Source organism: Sphaerospermopsis sp. LEGE 00249 (assembly GCF_014299995.1).
GTDB lineage: Bacteria > Cyanobacteriota > Cyanobacteriia > Cyanobacteriales > Nostocaceae > Sphaerospermopsis > Sphaerospermopsis kisseleviana.
The window spans coordinates 1-19,200 of record NZ_JACJUZ010000048.1 but is presented as its reverse complement, the minus strand read 5'-3'; the positions used below and the strand labels follow the sequence as shown (position 1 = coordinate 19,200).

At 35.4% G+C, this 19,200-nt stretch carries 18 protein-coding genes; 4 read left to right on the top strand and 14 right to left on the bottom strand.

The features are described from left to right. Positions 1-50: 50 nt before the first annotated feature. The 4 genes from H5968_RS16420 to H5968_RS16405 form a co-directional block, all read right to left on the bottom strand. Complete coding sequence (locus H5968_RS16420; protein ID WP_187040799.1) at positions 51-1,403, bottom strand: cysteine desulfurase-like protein; 1,353 nt, start codon at positions 1,401-1,403, stop codon at positions 51-53. A 161-nt stretch (positions 1,404-1,564) separates the two neighbouring features. Further along, a complete protein-coding gene (locus H5968_RS16415) occupies positions 1,565-2,446 on the bottom strand; it encodes a DUF4922 domain-containing protein (RefSeq protein ID WP_187040798.1) in 882 nt (293 codons plus the stop codon). Positions 2,447-2,726: 280 nt separating this feature from the next. After that, entirely contained in the window at positions 2,727-3,170 is a 444-nt protein-coding gene (locus H5968_RS16410) for a DUF2267 domain-containing protein (protein WP_096572335.1), read from the bottom strand. A gap of 228 nt (positions 3,171-3,398) precedes the next feature. After that, entirely contained in the window at positions 3,399-5,042 is a 1,644-nt protein-coding gene (locus H5968_RS16405) for a serine/threonine-protein kinase (RefSeq protein WP_187040797.1), read from the bottom strand. 225 nt (positions 5,043-5,267) lie between these two features. Between H5968_RS16405 and H5968_RS16400 the strand changes: the two genes are divergently transcribed. Then, complete coding sequence (locus tag H5968_RS16400) at positions 5,268-5,513, top strand: helix-turn-helix domain-containing protein (protein WP_242052590.1); 246 nt, start codon at positions 5,268-5,270, stop codon at positions 5,511-5,513. Between the two features lie 251 nt (positions 5,514-5,764). Here H5968_RS16400 and H5968_RS16395 read toward each other — a convergent pair whose 3' ends face one another. Beyond that, on the bottom strand, positions 5,765-7,435 hold the full coding sequence (locus H5968_RS16395) for a DNA methyltransferase (RefSeq protein ID WP_187040796.1): 1,671 nt from the start codon (positions 7,433-7,435) through the stop codon (positions 5,765-5,767). 563 nt (positions 7,436-7,998) lie between these two features. Between H5968_RS16395 and H5968_RS16385 the strand changes: the two genes are divergently transcribed. Together H5968_RS16385 and H5968_RS16380 are read left to right on the top strand one after the other, a co-directional pair. Next, entirely contained in the window at positions 7,999-9,309 is a 1,311-nt protein-coding gene (locus H5968_RS16385) for an ATP-binding protein (RefSeq protein WP_187040795.1), read from the top strand. A 5-nt stretch (positions 9,310-9,314) separates the two neighbouring features. Beyond that, entirely contained in the window at positions 9,315-9,695 is a 381-nt protein-coding gene (locus tag H5968_RS16380) for a hypothetical protein (RefSeq protein ID WP_187040794.1), read from the top strand. A 189-nt stretch (positions 9,696-9,884) separates the two neighbouring features. Here H5968_RS16380 and H5968_RS16375 read toward each other — a convergent pair whose 3' ends face one another. The 8 genes from H5968_RS16375 to H5968_RS16340 all read right to left on the bottom strand — a co-directional run bounded on the left by H5968_RS16375 (position 9,885) and on the right by H5968_RS16340 (position 15,594). Then, positions 9,885-10,316, bottom strand: coding sequence for an HNH endonuclease (locus H5968_RS16375; protein WP_187040793.1), 432 nt, complete (start codon positions 10,314-10,316; stop codon positions 9,885-9,887). Positions 10,317-10,321: 5 nt separating this feature from the next. Continuing rightward, a complete protein-coding gene (locus H5968_RS16370; RefSeq protein ID WP_255427162.1) occupies positions 10,322-10,783 on the bottom strand; it encodes a hypothetical protein in 462 nt (153 codons plus the stop codon). Continuing rightward, entirely contained in the window at positions 10,764-11,054 is a 291-nt protein-coding gene (locus H5968_RS16365) for a DUF2442 domain-containing protein (protein ID WP_187040792.1), read from the bottom strand. Before H5968_RS16365 ends, H5968_RS16370 begins: the two co-directional genes overlap by 20 nt. Positions 11,055-11,057: 3 nt before the next feature. Next, positions 11,058-11,354: a DUF4160 domain-containing protein gene (locus tag H5968_RS16360; protein ID WP_255427161.1), complete on the bottom strand. Its 297-nt coding sequence runs from the start codon at positions 11,352-11,354 to the stop codon at positions 11,058-11,060. A gap of 128 nt (positions 11,355-11,482) precedes the next feature. Continuing rightward, positions 11,483-12,886 carry a ferredoxin:protochlorophyllide reductase (ATP-dependent) subunit N gene (locus tag H5968_RS16355; protein ID WP_096572310.1) on the bottom strand — a complete coding sequence of 468 codons (1,404 nt, stop codon included), beginning with the start codon at positions 12,884-12,886 and terminating at the stop codon, positions 11,483-11,485. A gap of 138 nt (positions 12,887-13,024) precedes the next feature. Beyond that, entirely contained in the window at positions 13,025-13,843 is an 819-nt protein-coding gene (locus H5968_RS16350) for a DUF5331 domain-containing protein (protein WP_187040791.1), read from the bottom strand. Between the two features lie 31 nt (positions 13,844-13,874). After that, positions 13,875-14,741: a ferredoxin:protochlorophyllide reductase (ATP-dependent) iron-sulfur ATP-binding protein gene (gene bchL, locus H5968_RS16345; RefSeq protein ID WP_096572308.1), complete on the bottom strand. Its 867-nt coding sequence runs from the start codon at positions 14,739-14,741 to the stop codon at positions 13,875-13,877. A gap of 592 nt (positions 14,742-15,333) precedes the next feature. Next, complete coding sequence (locus H5968_RS16340; RefSeq protein ID WP_137668222.1) at positions 15,334-15,594, bottom strand: TIGR02450 family Trp-rich protein; 261 nt, start codon at positions 15,592-15,594, stop codon at positions 15,334-15,336. Between the two features lie 643 nt (positions 15,595-16,237). On the opposite strand from H5968_RS16340, the gene clpB reads away from it, so the two are divergent. After that, the gene (clpB, locus tag H5968_RS16335) at positions 16,238-18,856 is read left to right on the top strand and encodes an ATP-dependent chaperone ClpB (RefSeq protein ID WP_187040790.1); all 2,619 of its coding nucleotides are present in this window, start codon (positions 16,238-16,240) and stop codon (positions 18,854-18,856) included. Positions 18,857-18,944: 88 nt separating this feature from the next. On the opposite strand, the gene H5968_RS16330 is transcribed toward clpB, so the two are convergent. Continuing rightward, positions 18,945-19,200, bottom strand: a 256-nt coding sequence (locus H5968_RS16330; RefSeq protein WP_187040789.1) for a hypothetical protein, incomplete at its 5' end; no start/stop codon positions are given.

Below are 19,200 nucleotides of genomic sequence, written 5' to 3'. Positions count from 1 at the left end.
ATTTTTTCAAAATTGGGATGCTCCCCTTATTAAGGGGGATATTTGAGTTATTAACAGTTTAAAACTTGCAAAAGTTGCCCAATTTCATCTACAGTATTATAGTGTGCTAATCCAATTCTTAATAACCCTCCTGATGTTTCTACACCTAACTTTTCTGTCAGTTCAATAGCATAGAAATTTCCATGCCAAGTAAATATTCCCTGTTCTCCTAAAAACTTCGCTATTTCTGCCGATGTTTTATTGTCAATTGTGATGGAAACTGTGGGAGTTCTCCAATTAAATTTTTCCGGTTCTGTAATTCCATAAACCTTAATTCCAGGAATTTCTAACAACCCATCAATCAATTTTTTACTTAATTCTCTTTCATATTGTTGAATCGCTGTCATTGCTGCTAACAAAGCTGCACGACGACTATGATAAGCTGATGCTAATTCATGGTTTTCTTGTGTTTCTGAAGTTAAAAACCGGGGACAATGAAAACTCGTTAAACCTTCTCTATCTGCTGCTATTAAAGATTCCAGTAATTCATTATCTAAAGTTGGGGAAACATGACAACCTAATTTAGCTAAGTAATTAATTGTTGCTACTAATCCCGCTAAACCTTCATGATTTAATGTTCCTGTTTCCCATCTCGATGGAACTTCATTAGATGCAGGTCTAACTTTATAGGGAGAAAATCGGGTTAAATGTTCTTTTTTTGCGTATAAAATACCAAGATGGGGCGCAAAGAATTTATAAGCTGAACAAGCGAGAAAATCACAATCTAAATGATGGACGTTTATCGGTGCATGGGGCGCATAATGTACAGCATCAACAAAAACTAAAGCCCCAAAACTATGGGCTAATTTGACTATTTTTGCAATATCATTAATTGTTCCCACAGCATTAGAAGCATAGGTGACAGCAACTAATTTTGTTTTTTCATTAATTTTGGTTTCTAAATCATTTAAATCTAGGGTACAATCTGAAATATTGATATCAACAAATTGAACATTTACACCTTTTTCTTCTAAAGCAACCCAGGGAGAAATATTAGCAGCGTGATCTAATTTTGTGACAATAATTTCATCACCTGGTTGTAATTCTCTAGCGATCGCACGACTGACACTAAAAGCGAGAGAAGTCATATTTGCACCAAATACAACTTCATCATGATCGCATCCTAAAAAATCGGCGATCGCTGCTCTGGCTGAATTAATTACCGCATCTGTTCGCGCACTGGTGGTAAAATAACCATGAGCGTTAGCATTAGACCTAACTAAATAATCATTGATATTATCCAAAACTGCACCCGGAACTTGAGTTCCTCCAGGTCCATCAAAAAATATCGCCGGTTTTCCGTTAATGGTTTGGTTTAATGCGGGAAATTGCGATCTAATCCATTTTATATCTAGAGATTCCATAAATTAATTTCCTCATGGAGAGAAAACAGATTTTTTAATGCAGATGAACGCAGATAAACGCAGATAAACGCAGATAATTTTCATTGATTTGTAATACCAGATCCCCGACTTCTTTTTTGTCTTCTGTATAAAATTATCAATTGCTCTCAGAAGTCGGGGATCTAAATTCTCAAAGCAACCTTCCTTAAAATATTCATTGGACCAATATCTTTAACTAGCTGCATTTGTTCAGTATTTCTCACCAACAAAGCACCAGCAAAGCCCAAAGAATTAATAGAAATTGACTCAAATTCCTCCTGCAAACGTGGTATAATTAACATCCATTCTCGCGTTGCTAAAAAATTATATGCTCCCGATTGTTGATTATTATCAACTGCCTGAATGCCTACCATCTCTAGTAAAGCATAATATTTCGCTAACGTCACCCCTGCTGTTTCATTAGGTGCAAAAGTTGTAAAAGCGTGTAAAAAAGGCAGTCCGGGTATAGTTGTGATACCTTCTGTAAATTTAACTGTTTCTATTAATGGTGCAATGGGTATTTCTTTTCCAGAAATTGGTACTATTTGTAAATGTTTATGTCGCTGACTTGCACCAGCAATTTTACCACCATTATAAAATACTAACCCATCAAAGTCAACCAAACAAGCCGACATTGCCGTAAAATCTTCGAGAGTTAATAAATTTTCCTGTTCCTCAAAAGCACGGGTAATAATTAATAGGTGATAATCAACAACATTGAACTTATTTAAAATACAAACATGAGTTTCGGAAATGTCAGTTACAAATAAATCTTGTTCATAAGGTAAAAAAGGATTAAATTCTTTACCTGTCTTAGCAGTTTGTTTTTCTTGTTGTTCTTTTGCGGCTTTTTTACGGTTGAGATTTGCTAAAATTCTCACTAAAAATTTAACCCCATCTTGTTCCACAAATTCAAATTCTGTGGGAATAGATTTTAAAGCTTCACATTCTAAAGCGTGTGTTGTAGTTTGTTTTACCCTCTTCCATAAAGTCCCTGGTTCGAGTAATATTTTCCCCTGTGTCATCTGTTTTTATGATAAAGGTGCGAAAATATTATATACTAATTCTCAATCAATCGTAAATAACAAAATACCCTGAAAATATTGATTTTACTCCCTTTCCCCCAAAAGATTACTAATTATCTTCCTTCTCTTCCTTCTCTTCCTTTGTGTACTTTGCGTACTTTGCGGTTAATTAATAAAAAACTTAGAAACTAGCTCAGTACAGGATTATTTATTTGTCACCATTGAAATGTGTTTTGGGGCAACTCAACAAAGATGAAAATGCCCCATTTTAATTAGTAAATTAAGTACGCACAGTTTCCGGCCAAAGTTCTCGCAAAGCAGGGGGCATCATGTGAATAACATCCTCAACTTCTCCTGGGGAAACTCTTTGAGCAAGAACTTTGAAGACAGCACGCACCAAAGTTTCTGGATCAATATCAGCATTAACATTGCGGAAATAATCCCGAATATGCTGTAAAAATTCCTCCTTTGTTCTATCTTTAGTTTGTTTTGCACCTGGTCGCCAATTTTCGTAATAAAATCCACCTAGAAGAATGGGTAATTGCGCTCCCAAATGGGCAGCTTCTTCCACAGTCAAGCGATCGCGCAATGCGTGTAATGTAGCTCGCAAACCTTGAAAAACCTGGTGTTTATTTTCCCAACCTAACTCTTTTGCTAACTCATTAATCCAAGGAATTGTTTTTTGTACAGTAGCATCAAAAGTATCTAATCCTGTCATTGTCATAATTATTTCTCCTATTTCAGAGGATGAGTGTATGACGTTTTTTAAGCAGACTGCGTAATGACTTCAAATTATAAAAACCTGAATATTTTCTAACTTCTAGCTAATGGAGCATAATTTTTTATATACTCCTCTATCTGCTAGGAGATTAGGAAAGATGAAAAAATTTTGTTACCAACAGATAAACCAAACTCTTACCGGCCTCCACGAGAAGACTTTCAATAGCATTCCCTAATTATTATTAGCAGGTGCATTTGCATTTTTTTCTTTTGAATTTGTTTCTTGTGTTGGTACAACCACAGTAGAAGAATCTTTACTCTCAGATTGCTTAGGTGGTGTTGTGGGTACAACCACAGAATTTTTCGGTTGTGGCGGTGCTGTTGGTATAACTACAGGTGCTTCTGGTTTTTCCGGTTGAGCAGAATCGTTATTTTCAATAGCAGGGGGTGAGATATTTTCTTGTTCTTTTTCTGGAGATGGGGTAGGTTGAGGAGATGATTTAGCTTCCCGTAGCTTCTCCACTAATGAAGGTGTGGGAGTAACCACTGGTGTAGATGTAGTTTGCTGATTTTTGCCGGGTGTAAGTTCAGAAGAATTTTCTTGTTCAGGCGCAGTTTCTGGAGAAACACTCTCGTTAGTGGGAGTTGGTTCTGGGGAAAAATTACGTTTGCGCTTGCGTCGTTCTGAAGTAGAAAATGATGCCGACTCACTAGAAGATTGAGTTTGATGATCTTGATTTTCCGGTGAAGGTGTAGTTTCAACTACCGGTTGTGGTGTAGTAGGTTCTTGAAGAGGTTGTTCAAAAAGTGGCTTGGGGGCTTGTGATTGAGATTTCGGTAACATTCTTGTCACAGTAAATCCTGCTGTCATAGCTACCAAAGCTACACCCACGCTAAGAAATGCCTTAGATGTAACAATTTTGTTTAGTAATACTGTAACTTTACTTACTGGTGATGATATAGGAGCAGGAATAGGTGCTGGTTGTTTTTGCCGATTTTCTGCTTCTAGTGCTGATACATTAATCGTTGGTGCGGGTTGAGTAAGTAATTGCGGTGTCATCTCCAAACCGCTTCCAGGTAACAATTGTAACCATTCTGCTACTGTCGCCGGACGAAACCGAGACTCCACAGCCATACCGCGCATAACTGCTTGATTAATAGCTGCACTCAGGTAGGGTTGCAGTTCACGGGGAGAAGGCATTGGTTGTCTATCTCGTAATAATGCTGGTATGGGAACTTGTCCGGTTAAAAGTGCATACAAAGTAGCAGCTAAACCATAAACATCGGTAGCTGGGGTGCGTGTTGCTTGGCTTAAATACTGTTCAATAGGTGCATAGCCTTCACTCACTAAACCAGTGTGAGTTTGTTTAACACCGCTATTAAATTCTCTAGCTATGCCAAAATCAATCAGTATAACTTCCTGAGTGCCTTGGCGGAGAATAATATTATCAGGTTTAATATCTCGGTGCAGCAAACTGTTATTATGTACCACCTGCAATGCTGCCCCAATTTGGCGAATATAATGAATTGCGGTTGCTTCTGATAAAGGTATTCCTGGTGACACAAAAGCTTGACCTAAAGTTTCCCCTGGAATATATTCCATCACCATGTAAGGTAAACCATTTTCCTCAAAAAAGTCACTGACTCGGACAATGTTAGGATGGACACAAGCGGCTAATCTTCTAGCTTCATCTTGAAATTGACGCTCGAATTTAGGAAAATCAGGATGTTGCCTGAGCCGTTCGTTAATAGTTTTCATCACTACTTCTTGACCTAAGTAATGATGCGTAGCTTTGAAAGTAATACCAAATCCACCTCTCCCTATTTCTTGGATAATGGTATATTTTCCACTCTGCAAAATTGTACCTGTTAACATCGGGATTCTTGAGTCCTAATTGAGCAGTTGACACTCCCATTAAAGCTTGTGTCTTTATCAGTCTAAAACTTTTTCTGGGGTTCGAGTTGAGAAGTTGTTTCTGGATAGTAGAGAGGGTTAGTAGCTAGTTACTGTTTTCTTAACCAATAATAACAAATACTCACATTTGCTGAAAATTTCCTGTTATCTTTTGGCTTTGTGACAGAATTACAGTAAAATCACTGTATGCTACTAGGATTCAAAACCCAACTCAAAGTTAACAAGCAACAACGACTACTACTGGCGCAACACGCAGGAGTAGCTAGACACGCTTGGAATCAAGGTTTAGCACTTTGTCAACAGGTATTATTACATAATAAACTTAATCCTGAAGAAAAAATCAAATTTCCCACTGACAAGGAAGCTCAAGATGTACCTCAGATGTACCTCGTGCTTTATCTAAATACAACAGGAGTCAGGAGTCAGGAGTAAAACTCTCTTTCTGTATAGGTTTCAATTTAGATTCTATAACTGATTGATCTTGATTGATCTGAAATCTGCTGTATCTAGATAAATATACCTGCGTAGATATACAGTTTTAGGACTTACGCAAGATGTGACTGAAAACCTTATTCTTGCGTAGGGGTAATTCATGAATTACCCCTACTTTCGTTCCCTTTTGCGTAAGTCATGAGTTTTTGTTGTTAGTTTTTGTTGTTAGTTAATATCTCCATAAAAATCATCTAAAACAATTCCCCCTGTTCTCCTATATCTTGATTTTCGCGTTGTGCTTTTTTAAATGTCAATTCTCCCTGCTTCATATCAAAAAATTCCGGTCGTTTTTCTCCTGTTAATAATTCCTCAATCGTTAAAATCTGAATTTTAGCGTAATTTCTACCATTTCCAGCTTTATAAAAACCGGAAGATGCAGCTTCTTTAATCATTGGTTGGGTGGGAGGTGTGAGGGTAACAAATAATCCAATTTCTGCTTTATTTGTTTCCATAGTACCGCGCAAATCTCTAATCATAGATGCGTTAATATTTTTCCCACCTTTCACACTCACAATGATTTTTTTAACTGCTGTTTTATTTAATTTTTTAATATCTATAACATCTTCAAAAAAGATTAAACCATCTATTCCCCCATCTGCACCTTTCTTTTTATCTTTATAAGGTTGTGCATTCACCAAAGAACACGCCCACCATTGAAATTGATAAGCGTCTCTGTTAAATAAATCTATGGCTGCGGCTAAATCTTGTGGTGTACCTTCTACTTCAAATTCTATCCCTGGTACTAACTTTTGATTTTTATTTTCATCTTCAACAAATTTACTCGGAAAAGCATCTTTTAAACGTTTTTCTATTAAAGAAATTGCTAAATGGGTAATATCAATACCGATCCAATTTCTGCCTAAATTTTCTGCTGCATGGATAGCTGTACCACATCCACAGAATGGATCAAGAATGATATCATTTTCATTACTACTAATTTGAATGATTCTTTCTAATAATGTTAAAGGTTTTTGGGTAGGATATCCTAAAGCTTCCTTAGCTTGAGAATTAATAGGTGGTATATCATCCCAAATATCAGGGATAACTTTACCTTGAACCTCATCTAAATAACGTTTATAACGTGGTGTTTTTCCTGTTGGTGGTATGGCAATTTTACCTTGACTTAGCCACTCTTGAGCGCGAGATTCTGGCATTCTCCAACCATTCTCAGGAGGATCACAATCTAACAGTTTATAGAAATAACCTTTGCTAGTTTTTGTATTTGATAAATCACCAAATTGAAATCTTCTCCCGTCGCTATCAATATTACAATAATATTGTTTGATATATTCATCTGAATAACTCAACCGTTGAGGATTCCAAGTAAATTTGTTAGATTTGACATAGTAGAAAATAATATCTGTAATTCTCGCATACTTTTTAGCATCACTATGACTGCTAGTACGTTTCCAAGTAATTTGATTCCGATAATTTCTGGCATCAAATATTAAATCTAAAATCATTTTTAAATAATGACTAGCGGTAGTATCACAATGTAAATATAAACTACCTGTAGATTTAAGAACCCGATGTAATTCTATTAATCTGATTGCCATCATTACCAAATAAGCTGATAATGAATTTTTACCTAATGTTCTTACTAATAAATCTAAAAATTGATATAATTCACCTTTTTTATCTTGAATTTCATCTAAAAATCTTTCTGATTCTATTCCCCAACTCCAGGTATCTTCAAAAGCGGTAATTTGTGCATCTGATTTTTCACCAGTAGCATTTTTAAAGATAATATTATAGTTAGCTTTAGAATTAAAAGGCGGATCAAGGTAAATTAAATCAATAGATTCATCAGGAATATTTTCTCTGAGAACTTGGAGATTATCACCGTAGTAAAGACGTTTCATGTATGGGAAGATTTGGTAAATTATAAAAAGTCAATGGTTGATATAATAACATATAACTAAGCTAACCTGAAAAACATCAAAGTAAAGTTAGAAAAAAATTAAGCTACCTGTTCCGCTAAAACTCGACCTTCCACACGCTCATATTCATCCTCAAGCAGCCTTTTCGCTTCTTCATACTTTAGAATTACCTGTTTAAAACTGTATTTCCTCAACACTTTGACGAATAGCATCTTCCATATCTTCCAGGGTTGCAGGTTCACCATCATATTTTAAACAACCTGCAACATCCTGCAATTTAGTTACTGGAAAAGGCTTTCATGATTAAGAATGATACCTGCTTATACTATTTGATGATACATTAAATGATGATATTTTTACGGATTTTAAATTTGCAAAATATTATGTATAATATTAAAATTCCCATTCAAGTGATGTGCAAGTAGTAATAATTAAATACAAATAGACGCAGATGGTTTTGTAATTCACCAGATTGGGAAACGCTATATATTGCGAATTTATATATTAAAAAATACAAACATATTAGTAATTCTCCAATTTTACTTATGGAAAAATTAACAATTAAAAACTTTCTTAACATCAATGATATTGAATTTAATTTATCCAAGATAAATATTATTATTGGACAAGAAGCCAGTGGTAAAAGCGTAATTGCCAAATTAGTTTATTTTTTTAAAAACTTCTTAATTGAATATAGAAATTCCATTTTTAAAAGCCGCAAAAAAAGTGAATTTGATAAAAGCATTATTAAGAATTTCAAAGAAATATTTCCTGAATATTCTTGGAATTTTCAACAATTTGATATCACATATCACATAAGTTACGAGTTTCAAAATTATTATATTCGCTTGTATACCAAGCAATCCACCAAAAACAAATATACTCTAATTTTAGAATATTCAGAACATCTAATTAATATTCGTAGAAAATTACTTTCTGAATATACAAAAACAATTATTGATGATACAGATAAAACTCAACATAATTCCTCCAGTATTAGCAAATTAAATATAGGAGAATTTATAGATGAGATATTTTCAAAATACATTCTATCAGGAAAAAATATCAGCAATCTTGATTTATTAACTTTTATTCCCGCAGGTAGATCATTTTTTGCCGTTTTACAAAGTAATGTGTTTTCTTTTTTATCAGAAAATATTACCATTGACTATTTTCTTAAAGAATTTGGTTCAGCCTATGAAAGAGCTAAAAACTTGTATCAAGCCAGAAAAGATATCAATTTATTAGAATATAAAGATGATATTGATGAATTAGTAAATAAAATAATTGTTGGAAAATATATTCGTGAAAAAGGAGAAGACTGGATATACACTGACGATGACAGGAAAATAAACTTGTCTCATTCTTCATCTGGACAACAAGAGGCTTTACCTATGGCACTTATATTAGCAATTTTACCTTTTTTCACTTCATCTCATCGCATCTTTATCATTGAAGAACCTGAAGCACATTTATTTCCTACATCACAAAAACAGATTGTTAGTTTAATTAGTCAAGTTTTCAATACCACCGAAAGAAAACATAAATTTATTATTACTACTCACAGTCCTTACATATTAACAGCTTTTAATAACCTCATTCAAGCAGGAAATACCTTTAAAGCATTAAAAGAAAAACCTGAACAAAATGATTTACTCAGAGAATTATTTAAAATAGTTCCCGCAAATCAGATGTTAGATATTAATGATATTGCTGCTTACACTATCAAAAATGGCATGATTGAAAGTTTAATTAATGAAGAAAACCACTTAATTGATACAAATATTATTGATGATGTATCCAACGAATTTAGTATGATTTTTGAAAAATTAATAGACCTGGAATTTGGAGAATAAAATTTGTGGATTTAGATAAATGTTCTGAAAAGATTACCCATAAAAATATTTTAATAGAAGAAAAGAAAAGTAGTAAAATAATTTTCAGCAATGAAAAATTAATAGAAGTTACGAAGATTCAAGTAGATGGCTGTTTAGATATTCAAGGTGTTAAATGTGATTGGTTATTAATTATCAATGAACCTTATCTTGAAATATATATAGAATTAAAAGGTTCTGATGTAGAACACGCATTTACACAAATTGAAAATACAATTAAACTTATATCCCAAGATTATAAAAATGTGCGTAAATATTGCTATATAATTACCACTAGATGCCCTAGTAACTCCCCACAAATTCAGAATAGAAAAAAATCCTTTAAAAAGAAATATAATGCAGTTTGAATCACTAAAAAAACAGGCGGTAATGAAAATATTAATACCTTAATTACTGAATCAACCTAATCAACATTTTCATTTAAATAAGACCACACTTTCATAGATTTCATAAATTTTATTCCTTACTTATAACACATAAATAAATTGTAAACTCCCATAAAATTAGTATCATTTATCCCCATTCATATCCCCTATCTAATCTTTTGGAGGATGCCAACCAGCAAGAACCCAATAACTGCGAACTTCCAAAGTATCTGCATCATCACTTAAATGTAAAGCTTTTACAGTAGCTCTACCAGTCGGCGTTTTACCTACAATTTGTATGCCATCTTCTGTCCAATAAAAATGCTCACTCCAAACTTGAGTACGTGGGTTAAATAATTTGACTGTTTCTCCTGTTTCTGGGTCAACACCTGTAGTTTTATCAATTTTATATCTATTGCAAATAGGACAAGATAACCATAAATTTGACTCTTCATTACTACCACCTTTAGCTATGGGAATAATATGTTCTATTTCCAACCGTGCCATTACTAAACGTTGGGGACTTAAACAATATCCACAACGATTTTGAGCATCTTTTCTAACGCGGCGTTCTATTTCGACAGGAATGTAAAATCTAGCCATGACTGTTAATTGATTGCAGGTATTAAACCACGTTCAACAGCCACTTTTAAGGCTTGTGCTTTACGTACTAAACCACGTCGGTAAACTTGCATTAGTTCGTCAAGTTGACTATTTTCTATCTCATTTAACAGTCCTTCTCTTTGACGTGCTAAAAGGTCGCTGAGAAATTCTTGTTGTTGACTTTCCATTTGCAAATCACATAAGTTTAAAACCTGCTCATCTGGTAATGATTCTACAGGTAATTCATGACTAGCGCGGTTTATCCATTCTATTAATACATCTTCCAGACTGCGATGGGTGAAAGCGGCTATTTCTTTGGCTTTTTGTGCCAGTGTTTCTGGTAGTTGGAGGGTGATAATTTCAGACATTTTGAAAAAGTGAAACTTAGTTACTACAAAAGGCTTTTTAGTTTTTAATAAGGCTGGTTTTGTGGCGATAAATTCTAACTTAGTGAGAAATTTCCACATATTGATTTCCATGATAGCTAGAAATAGGTTCACCAGTAATTACGGAATAAAGAACATCAGGATCTAAATCTGCGCCATTATCCCAATAAATTGTTCCCCATTCAGGTTTAACTTTCACGGTTTTAAAAAATTCTAAATCTTGTAAAGGTTGAAAAACACCAGTAAATTCAATTAACTGACTAACATCAACAATACCTTCTTTTCCATCTTCAAATTTCAGATAGAGTTTATAGTTATTTTGAGGAATGACTTCTATAATATCTTGCAGCATAATTTATTCCAATGGTTCGATTTTCTCTAAAGAATTATTTTGTCTAGCCAAGTTCCAGTTATTGAGAAGTTCTGACTTGTGCATTGCTGCCCATTCAATTACTAAACCTAAAACTCTAGGACTAAGTTTACCTTCTAAAATTGATAATGTTTCTATATCAATAATTGCCTTTTGTTGATTATAACGGACGTGAAAATGTGGTGGAGGATGATCATTATAATACATGGTAATAATAATTCCTAAAAAACGGCAAACTTCCGGCATTCCATCACCTGATACTATATTTCTTGTAATCATCATATTTTAACATATTCTCTTCCTCTGCGTCCTCTGCGCTTCTGCGTGAGAAAACAAAAAAAAGGACGAACCCCAAAAGATCCGCCCGAAAATTGCCAAAGAACACGCAAACTTTAAAACTTATCTAGGTTTTAAACCTTAGCTTCCTCCCTTACCAACTTATCCCAACCCAAATCTTTTAGATTATTATTCCTTCTTAAAGGACGAGTTACCAACTCCAAAATATCCCGCGCATTACCAAAACCATGAATCTGTGCAAACGTAAATTCCACAGACCATTTAGTATTAATACCCCGCGCTTCCAAAGGATTTGCATGAGACATACCAGTAATTACCAAATCAGGTTTTAACTCATAAATTCTTTGTACCTGATTATAATTATCCGGCTTTTCAACTATCCTTGGTAAAGGAACATTCATTTCCTGACAAGTCTTTTCTAACAAAGCTAACTCCGCAGCTTGATAGCGTTTATCCATGTAAGGAATACCGATTTCTGGAACAGTCATTCCACAACGCACCAAAAACCGAGCTAAAGAAATTTCTAACAAATTATCACCCATGAAAAATACAGATTTACCGCGAATTAATTGCACGTAATCTTCTAAATTTTCCCAAATCTGCGCTTCTCTTTCATCTAAACCTTTGGGTGTAATGCCAAAAACAGAACAGATTTTTTCTACCCATGCGCGAGTTCCATCTGGACCAATGGGAAAAGGTGCGCCAATTAATTTACATTTCCTGCGTCTCATTAAAGTTGTAGCAGTGCGACTTAAAAAAGGATTCACACCTGCAACATAATAACCTTCTTCTAACACAGGTAATTCTGTAAATCTTTTTGCAGGTAGCCAACCAGAAACTTTAACACCTTGTTTCTTTAATTCTAAAGTTAATTGGGTAACAACTGGATCAGGTAAAGAACCAAATAAAACCAAAGGTGGATGATCTACATATTCTGATTCTTCTTGTACAACATCTTCCTTTTTCTTCCCGAAATGTAATAACTTTTGAATTGCATTCCGTTCATTTTTTTCTGTTTCTGAAACTGGTGCTTTATCAGGACAACGGTTAGCCATTGCAGCTAAAACCGTATCTTCTCCCTGAGTAAAAGCATAATCTAAACCATTAGCACGAGCGACAACAATAGGAATACCAATTTCCGCTTCTAACTTGGGGGCTAAACCTTCCAAGTCCATTTTAATAATTTCCGTGGTACAAGTACCAATCCAAACGATAACACTAGGATTGCGATCGCGTTTAATTTGCTCACACAATCTTTTCAATTCTTGATAATCATTTAACTGAGCCGAAATATCACCTTCTTCTAACTCAGCCATTGCATAACGGGGTTCAGCAAAAATCATCACCCCCATCGCATTTTGTAGAAAATAACCGCAGGTTTTTGTACCAATAACTAAAAAGAAACTATCTTCAATTTTTTGATATAACCAAGCCACACAACTAATAGGACAAAAAGTATGATAATTACCAGTTTCACATTCAAAATTTAAAGCGGTATTTTCTGTAGCGATAGTCATTGTAATCTTCTCCCCTTAATTTTAAGGCGTACAAGGTAGTTATCAGGAGGCAGGAGAGGCAGGAGGCAGGAAAAAGATAAATATTACCCATTACCTATTTGTTCCCTGTTCCCAGTCCCCATTCCCCTATTCACTGATTTAATTGTTGGGGAAGAGACGAGCCATTTCTGACTCATCAAAAACCTCAGAAGGTAATTCTTCACCTAAAAGGTTATTATTTTCTTCACCCTCTTCCAGAAGAGATGAATCATCTCCCCAAACATCAGAAATCACATCACGAAATTCACTTTCATCTGGTTGATTTAAATCATCAAATCCATTTTCATCGGATAGATTGAAATCATCTAAAGCTTGATGTTCGTTATCTGCTGTTAAATTGACAGTCTCAAAAGACATCCCGCTAAAGTCTTTTTCTGTTTCTAAATCAGGTGCTGATTTAAACTCATCTGTGATGTTTTCTTCAGATAAAGAAATTGAATCAAACGCATCTTCACTTACCAGTGAATCTTCTTCTTGCCATTGATGTTCACTTACGTCCATTGTTAACTCTTGAACAGAGTTTTTTTCCTCAACAACGCTGAAATCATCAACTGCTGATGGTTGATCTTCAGAAATGTCTTCTGTAACCTCTTGGGAAGCATGAGAATACATTTTTGGTTCTTGGGTAGGACTCAACCGATTACCAAGGACAATATCTGGATCAAAATGCAGCCCTAGCACGTCAATTAGAGTATCAGCATCAGGATTTAATTTGGCAAAAGGAAACATCAACTGGGCTAATTTAGGTTCTAGGGCATTTACTACTCCCAGAATGAGGTAAGAGGAAGGACGCTTCCCGCCATCGGGGGTAGAAACCGATTCCACTGCCATTTGCAAGGTAATCCAGTCACGGTTGACTTGAAAGAACTGTAACCACTTTTGTTTGATTGAATCCGTAAAACTATCAAAGAAGGCCATAATTTCCCCCATCCTGAAGAGGTAAATTGTTTTATACAATCATCAAGTCTAATTCCTCTTCCGGATTTGTTACCTGTGGTTTACTCGGATTTAAATAAAAATCTGACAAAAGTGAAAAAAGTTCACGATCAGGGGCATCGTTCGGAACGACACCTTCAGGACGCGCTAATATCTGATCAGCTATACTTAAATAATAGTCGCAAACGTATCTCAGGGAAGGATCTGACTCAGCCATCTCAAACAGCGTTTTTCCTTTAACGCGGGAAACACGGATATCTTCTATTAAAGGCAATACTTCCAAAACTGGCATCGGTACGGCTTCTACGTATTTTTCAATTAAGTCACGTTTAGCAGTACGATTACCGATTAACCCCGCTAGTCTCAGGGGGTGAGTTCTGGCTTTTTCACGGACGGAAGCAGCGATGCGGTTAGCAGCAAATAAGGCATCAAAACCGTTGTCTGTAACGATCATACAGTAGTCGGCATAGTTCAAAGGTGCTGCAAAACCACCACAAACCACATCACCGAGAACGTCAAATAAAATTACGTCATATTCATCAAAAGCGTTAAGTTCTTTTAAGAGTTTGACTGTTTCACCTACGACATAACCACCACACCCCGCACCGGCTGGGGGACCTCCAGCTTCAACACAATCAACTCCACCATAACCTTTATAAATCACATCCTCTGGCCAAACATCTTCGTAGTGATAGTCTTTCTCTTGTAGGGTGTCGATGATGGTAGGAATTAAAAACCCGGTCAGGGTAAAGGTACTGTCGTGTTTAGGGTCACAACCAATTTGCAGCACTTTTTTACCCCGTTTAGCTAGGGCTACGGATATATTACAGCTGGTTGTGGATTTACCGATACCGCCTTTTCCATACACTGCTAATTTCATTTTTCTTTACCTCTAATAGTTTCTTTTCTTAGCTTGTACCTTTACCCAGCACTCAACCAGTTATGGAGATGTGTGAGGTCTGTGAGTGCCATTATTGTGCAAATTCCTAGAAAAGCAAAGGGTCTAAAAATCATAAAATCAAAGATAATTGATTTATTAGAAAGATATTTTGATATTTAATCGTAAAATAAACTCTAAAATCTCTAAAAAATCTTAAAAAATTGATTTATTACTATTTTTAAATTTTTTATATAAAAATAGTTACAAAAGACAAATTAGCTAAAATAGTATTTTATTAATGGTTTCCATAGAATTATCCAATCATTGCTCAAGTTTATTAAGCAGCAAATAAGATGTTATTAATGATGAGCATAACTATCGTCAGTGCATACCAGGAGAATAGACTTGAGATTTGAGAGAGGATATAAATTTAGGGTAAATTTAGGGTTTTTGGGACTGGAGGAACACAAAAGTAATCTGCATCTATCTTTGATCTCTGAGTATCTGCGATCATTGTTGTTAATTAATATTAAATATTCAAATATCTGAGAAAAGTTAATCAAATCATGAAATAGTTAAATTTTATGTATGATCATGTAATGTTATTAATTTTTTCCAGATCATTAATTTCCTGTAAAGATTGCCAGCCGGCGTGCCATTGAGAGTTATCCTGTAATAATTTGGCATTGATCCAAAAACGTACATTAGGGTCACAAGCGGCTACCATTTCAGCATAGACCCATTTACCCTGATTTTTACGGTTAACAACTTGAAAATGTCGCCAACCATCAACTTTTTGCTGTGCTGTCCACTTAGAACCCAGTAAATGAGGAAACTTTTGTTTTTTCGGCATTGGTAATTGGTGATTGGTGATTGGTGATTGGTAAAAATTAAATTAATATAATTTCTCGAACACCCAAACATCATATATGACTATATTTTTGTTATTCAAACCCAATACCAATAATATGGTAAACACATACTTCTATTTATAGACTCTCTTCTCTGCGACTCTGCGCCTCTGCGTGCAACAAAAAGCATTAAGCAAAATTAGACAAAAAAGAAAAACTTTCACCAAGGTTTTACATATTTTTTAATTCTTTTTTAAATCATAATTTACCCTTGGATCGTACACATATCATACCACAAAAATCTTGTGTGTCAATATCAATCCTGAAACGACGGAAACTCGTTGATAATTGATAGTAATTCTCAAGATTATTGAGAATAAAGGGGGCTAATTCTCAATAAACCACATCGCACACTTTTTTTATAGATCAGAGATTTAAAAAACTTATATATTATTGAGGTGACAGGTGACAGGTGACAGGTGACAGGTGACAGTAAATAATTAATTATCAATTACTCATGATCGGCTTAAACTAAATAACTGATAACTTGGGATAATACTACATAATGAGGATGGGAAGACCGATCCAGAAAAAGGCTAGGGTATTTTTACAATGACGATATGAAAGTCAAATATCAAAAAAACTATGCAACCGACTAATCCGAACCAATTTACAGAAAAAGCCTGGGAAGCGATCGCGCAAACTCCCGAAATAGCTAAACAGTACCAACAACAGCAACTAGAAAGTGAACATTTAATGAAAGCACTGCTGGAGCAGGATGGACTTGCTAACGCTATTTTCACGAAAGCCGGTGCAAACATCCCAAAAATCAGAGATTACACAGAACAATTTATTTTCCGTCAACCCAAAGTATCAGGAAGTAGCACATCTGTATATTTGGGTAAAAGTTTAGATACATTATTAGACAGATCGGAAAAATATCGCCAAGAATTTAAAGATGAATATATTTCCGTTGAACATATATTATTAGGATATGCTAAAGATGACAGATTTGGTAAAAGTCTACTGCAAGAAATTGGTTTAGACGAAGGCAAATTAAAGAATACTATTAAACAAATTCGTGGGAGTCAGAAAGTGACAGATCAAAGTCCAGAAGGAAAATATCAGTCTTTAGAAAAATACGGACGTGACTTAACAGAAGCAGCGCGTCAAGGAAAATTAGATCCGGTAATTGGTCGGGATGATGAAATTAGAAGAACCATTCAAATTCTTTCTCGGAGAACCAAAAATAATCCTGTATTAATTGGTGAACCTGGAGTTGGAAAAACTGCCATTGCGGAAGGTTTAGCACAGCGAATAGTTGCGGGTGACGTTCCCCAATCTTTGAAAGATAGAAAATTAATTGCTTTAGATATGGGAGCGTTAATTGCTGGTGCAAAATTTAGAGGAGAATTTGAAGAAAGACTCAAAGCTGTATTAAAAGAAGTTACCGAATCTGGTGGAAATATTGTATTATTTATAGATGAAATTCATACCGTTGTCGGTGCTGGTGCAACCCAAGGAGCTATGGATGCGGGTAACTTATTAAAACCCATGTTAGCACGGGGTGAACTGCGTTGTATTGGAGCGACAACTTTAGATGAATATCGTAAATATATAGAAAAAGATGCTGCTTTAGAAAGACGTTTCCAACAAGTTTATGTAGACCAACCAGATGTACAAGATACGATTTCTATTTTGCGGGGTTTAAAGGAACGGTATGAAGTGCATCACGGGGTAAAAATTTCGGATAGTTCCTTAGTTGCTGCTGCGACTTTATCGAGTAGATATATTAGCGATCGCTTCCTGCCAGATAAAGCTATTGACTTGGTAGATGAAGCTGCTGCTAGACTGAAAATGGAAATTACATCCAAACCAGAAGAACTAGACGAAATTGATCGGAAAATTCTCCAATTAGAAATGGAGAAACTGTCCTTACAAAAAGAAAGTGATTTAGCTTCCCGCGAACGTTTGGAAAGACTAGAAAAAGAACTTGCCGACTTTAAAGAAGAACAACGCGCACTCAGCGCCCAATGGCAATCTGAAAAAGATATTATCACAAAAATTCAATCTATCAAAGAAGAAATTGATCGAGTTAACTTAGAAATTCAACAAGCAGAAAGAAACTATGATCTTAACCGCGCTGCTGAGTTGAAATATGGTAAACTCACAGAATTACATCGACAATTAGAAACCGTAGAAAGGGAACTAGCTAACGCCCAAGGAACAGGAAAATCATTATTAAGAGAAGAAGTCACCGAAGCGGACATTGCCGAAATCATTTCTAAATGGACAGGTATTCCTATTAGTAAATTAGTGGAATCAGAAAAAGAAAAATTACTGCATTTAGAAGATGAATTACATCAGCGAGTAGTGGGACAAAGTGAAGCTGTGACTGCGGTAGCTGATGCCATTCAACGTTCTCGCGCTGGACTTGCTGATCCTAACCGCCCCATTGCTAGTTTTATTTTCCTTGGACCTACGGGAGTTGGTAAAACAGAATTAGCTAAAGCTTTAGCTGCTTATATGTTTGACACAGAAGAAGCTTTAGTCAGAATTGATATGTCAGAATACATGGAGAAACACGCAGTTTCTCGGTTAATTGGTGCGCCTCCAGGTTATGTTGGTTATGAAGAAGGTGGACAATTAACAGAAGCTATTCGTCGTCGTCCTTACGCAGTAATTTTATTCGACGAAATTGAAAAAGCGCACCCGGATGTATTTAACATTTTCCTGCAAATTTTAGATGATGGTCGTGTCACTGACTCCCAAGGAAGAACGGTAGACTTCAAGAATGCCATTATCATCATGACTAGTAACATCGGTTCTCAATATATTCTGGATGTTGCTGGGGATGATTCAAGGTATGATGAAATGCGTCATCGAGTGATGGAAACAATGCGGAATAGTTTCCGTCCTGAGTTCTTGAACCGTATTGATGAAATTATCATCTTCCACGGTTTACAAAAATCAGAACTGCGAGAAATTGTGCAACTGCAAGTAGATAGACTCAGACAAAGATTAACTGATAAAAAAATGTCCCTGCGACTTGCTGCATCTGCACTAGACTTTTTAGCAGAAGTTGGTTATGATCCTGTATTTGGTGCCAGACCATTAAAACGTGCCATTCAAAGAGAGTTAGAAACCCAAATTGCTAAAGCTATTTTGCGGGGTGAATTTAATGACGGTGATACAATTTTTGTTGATGTGCAAAATGAACGTCTAGCTTTTAGTCGTTTACCAGTGGAAGTGTTTAGCAGTTAGTTTAATGTTAGTATTTAGCTATCATTAGTCAGCAGTCAGTTATTTACAGGTTATTCTTAAAATAACCAATTGATAAGATACGAAGTTATCAAATATTCTGACTTATGTAAGGGTGTAGCAGTCGGGCGAAGTAGGGGCGAAGCATTCGGAAAATAACCTGTGATAAAAATTGATAATTTATCGCCCGAATGCTGATGCTTCCAGCACGCTTCGCGAACGCCCTTACAGGAAAATAACCTGTGATAAAAATTGATAATTTATCGCCCGAATGCTTCGCCCTTACAGGAAAATAACCTGTGATAAAAATTGATAATTTATCGCCCGAATGCTTCGCCCTTACAGGA

Coding starts and splice junctions, on each gene's coding strand:
- H5968_RS16420 (WP_187040799.1), bottom strand. CDS start 1,403: ATGGAATCTCTAGATATAAAATGGATTAGATCGCAATTTCCCGCATTA.
- H5968_RS16415 (WP_187040798.1), bottom strand. CDS start 2,446: ATGACACAGGGGAAAATATTACTCGAACCAGGGACTTTATGGAAGAGG.
- H5968_RS16410 (WP_096572335.1), bottom strand. CDS start 3,170: ATGACAATGACAGGATTAGATACTTTTGATGCTACTGTACAAAAAACA.
- H5968_RS16405 (WP_187040797.1), bottom strand. CDS start 5,042: ATGTTAACAGGTACAATTTTGCAGAGTGGAAAATATACCATTATCCAA.
- H5968_RS16400 (WP_242052590.1), top strand. CDS start 5,268: ATGCTACTAGGATTCAAAACCCAACTCAAAGTTAACAAGCAACAACGA.
- H5968_RS16395 (WP_187040796.1), bottom strand. CDS start 7,435: ATGAAACGTCTTTACTACGGTGATAATCTCCAAGTTCTCAGAGAAAAT.
- H5968_RS16385 (WP_187040795.1), top strand. CDS start 7,999: ATGGAAAAATTAACAATTAAAAACTTTCTTAACATCAATGATATTGAA.
- H5968_RS16375 (WP_187040793.1), bottom strand. CDS start 10,316: ATGGCTAGATTTTACATTCCTGTCGAAATAGAACGCCGCGTTAGAAAA.
- H5968_RS16370 (WP_255427162.1), bottom strand. CDS start 10,783: ATGTGGAAATTTCTCACTAAGTTAGAATTTATCGCCACAAAACCAGCC.
- H5968_RS16365 (WP_187040792.1), bottom strand. CDS start 11,054: ATGCTGCAAGATATTATAGAAGTCATTCCTCAAAATAACTATAAACTC.
- H5968_RS16360 (WP_255427161.1), bottom strand. CDS start 11,354: ATGATGATTACAAGAAATATAGTATCAGGTGATGGAATGCCGGAAGTT.
- H5968_RS16355 (WP_096572310.1), bottom strand. CDS start 12,886: ATGACTATCGCTACAGAAAATACCGCTTTAAATTTTGAATGTGAAACT.
- H5968_RS16350 (WP_187040791.1), bottom strand. CDS start 13,843: ATGGCCTTCTTTGATAGTTTTACGGATTCAATCAAACAAAAGTGGTTA.
- bchL (WP_096572308.1), bottom strand. CDS start 14,741: ATGAAATTAGCAGTGTATGGAAAAGGCGGTATCGGTAAATCCACAACC.
- H5968_RS16340 (WP_137668222.1), bottom strand. CDS start 15,594: ATGCCGAAAAAACAAAAGTTTCCTCATTTACTGGGTTCTAAGTGGACA.
- clpB (WP_187040790.1), top strand. CDS start 16,238: ATGCAACCGACTAATCCGAACCAATTTACAGAAAAAGCCTGGGAAGCG.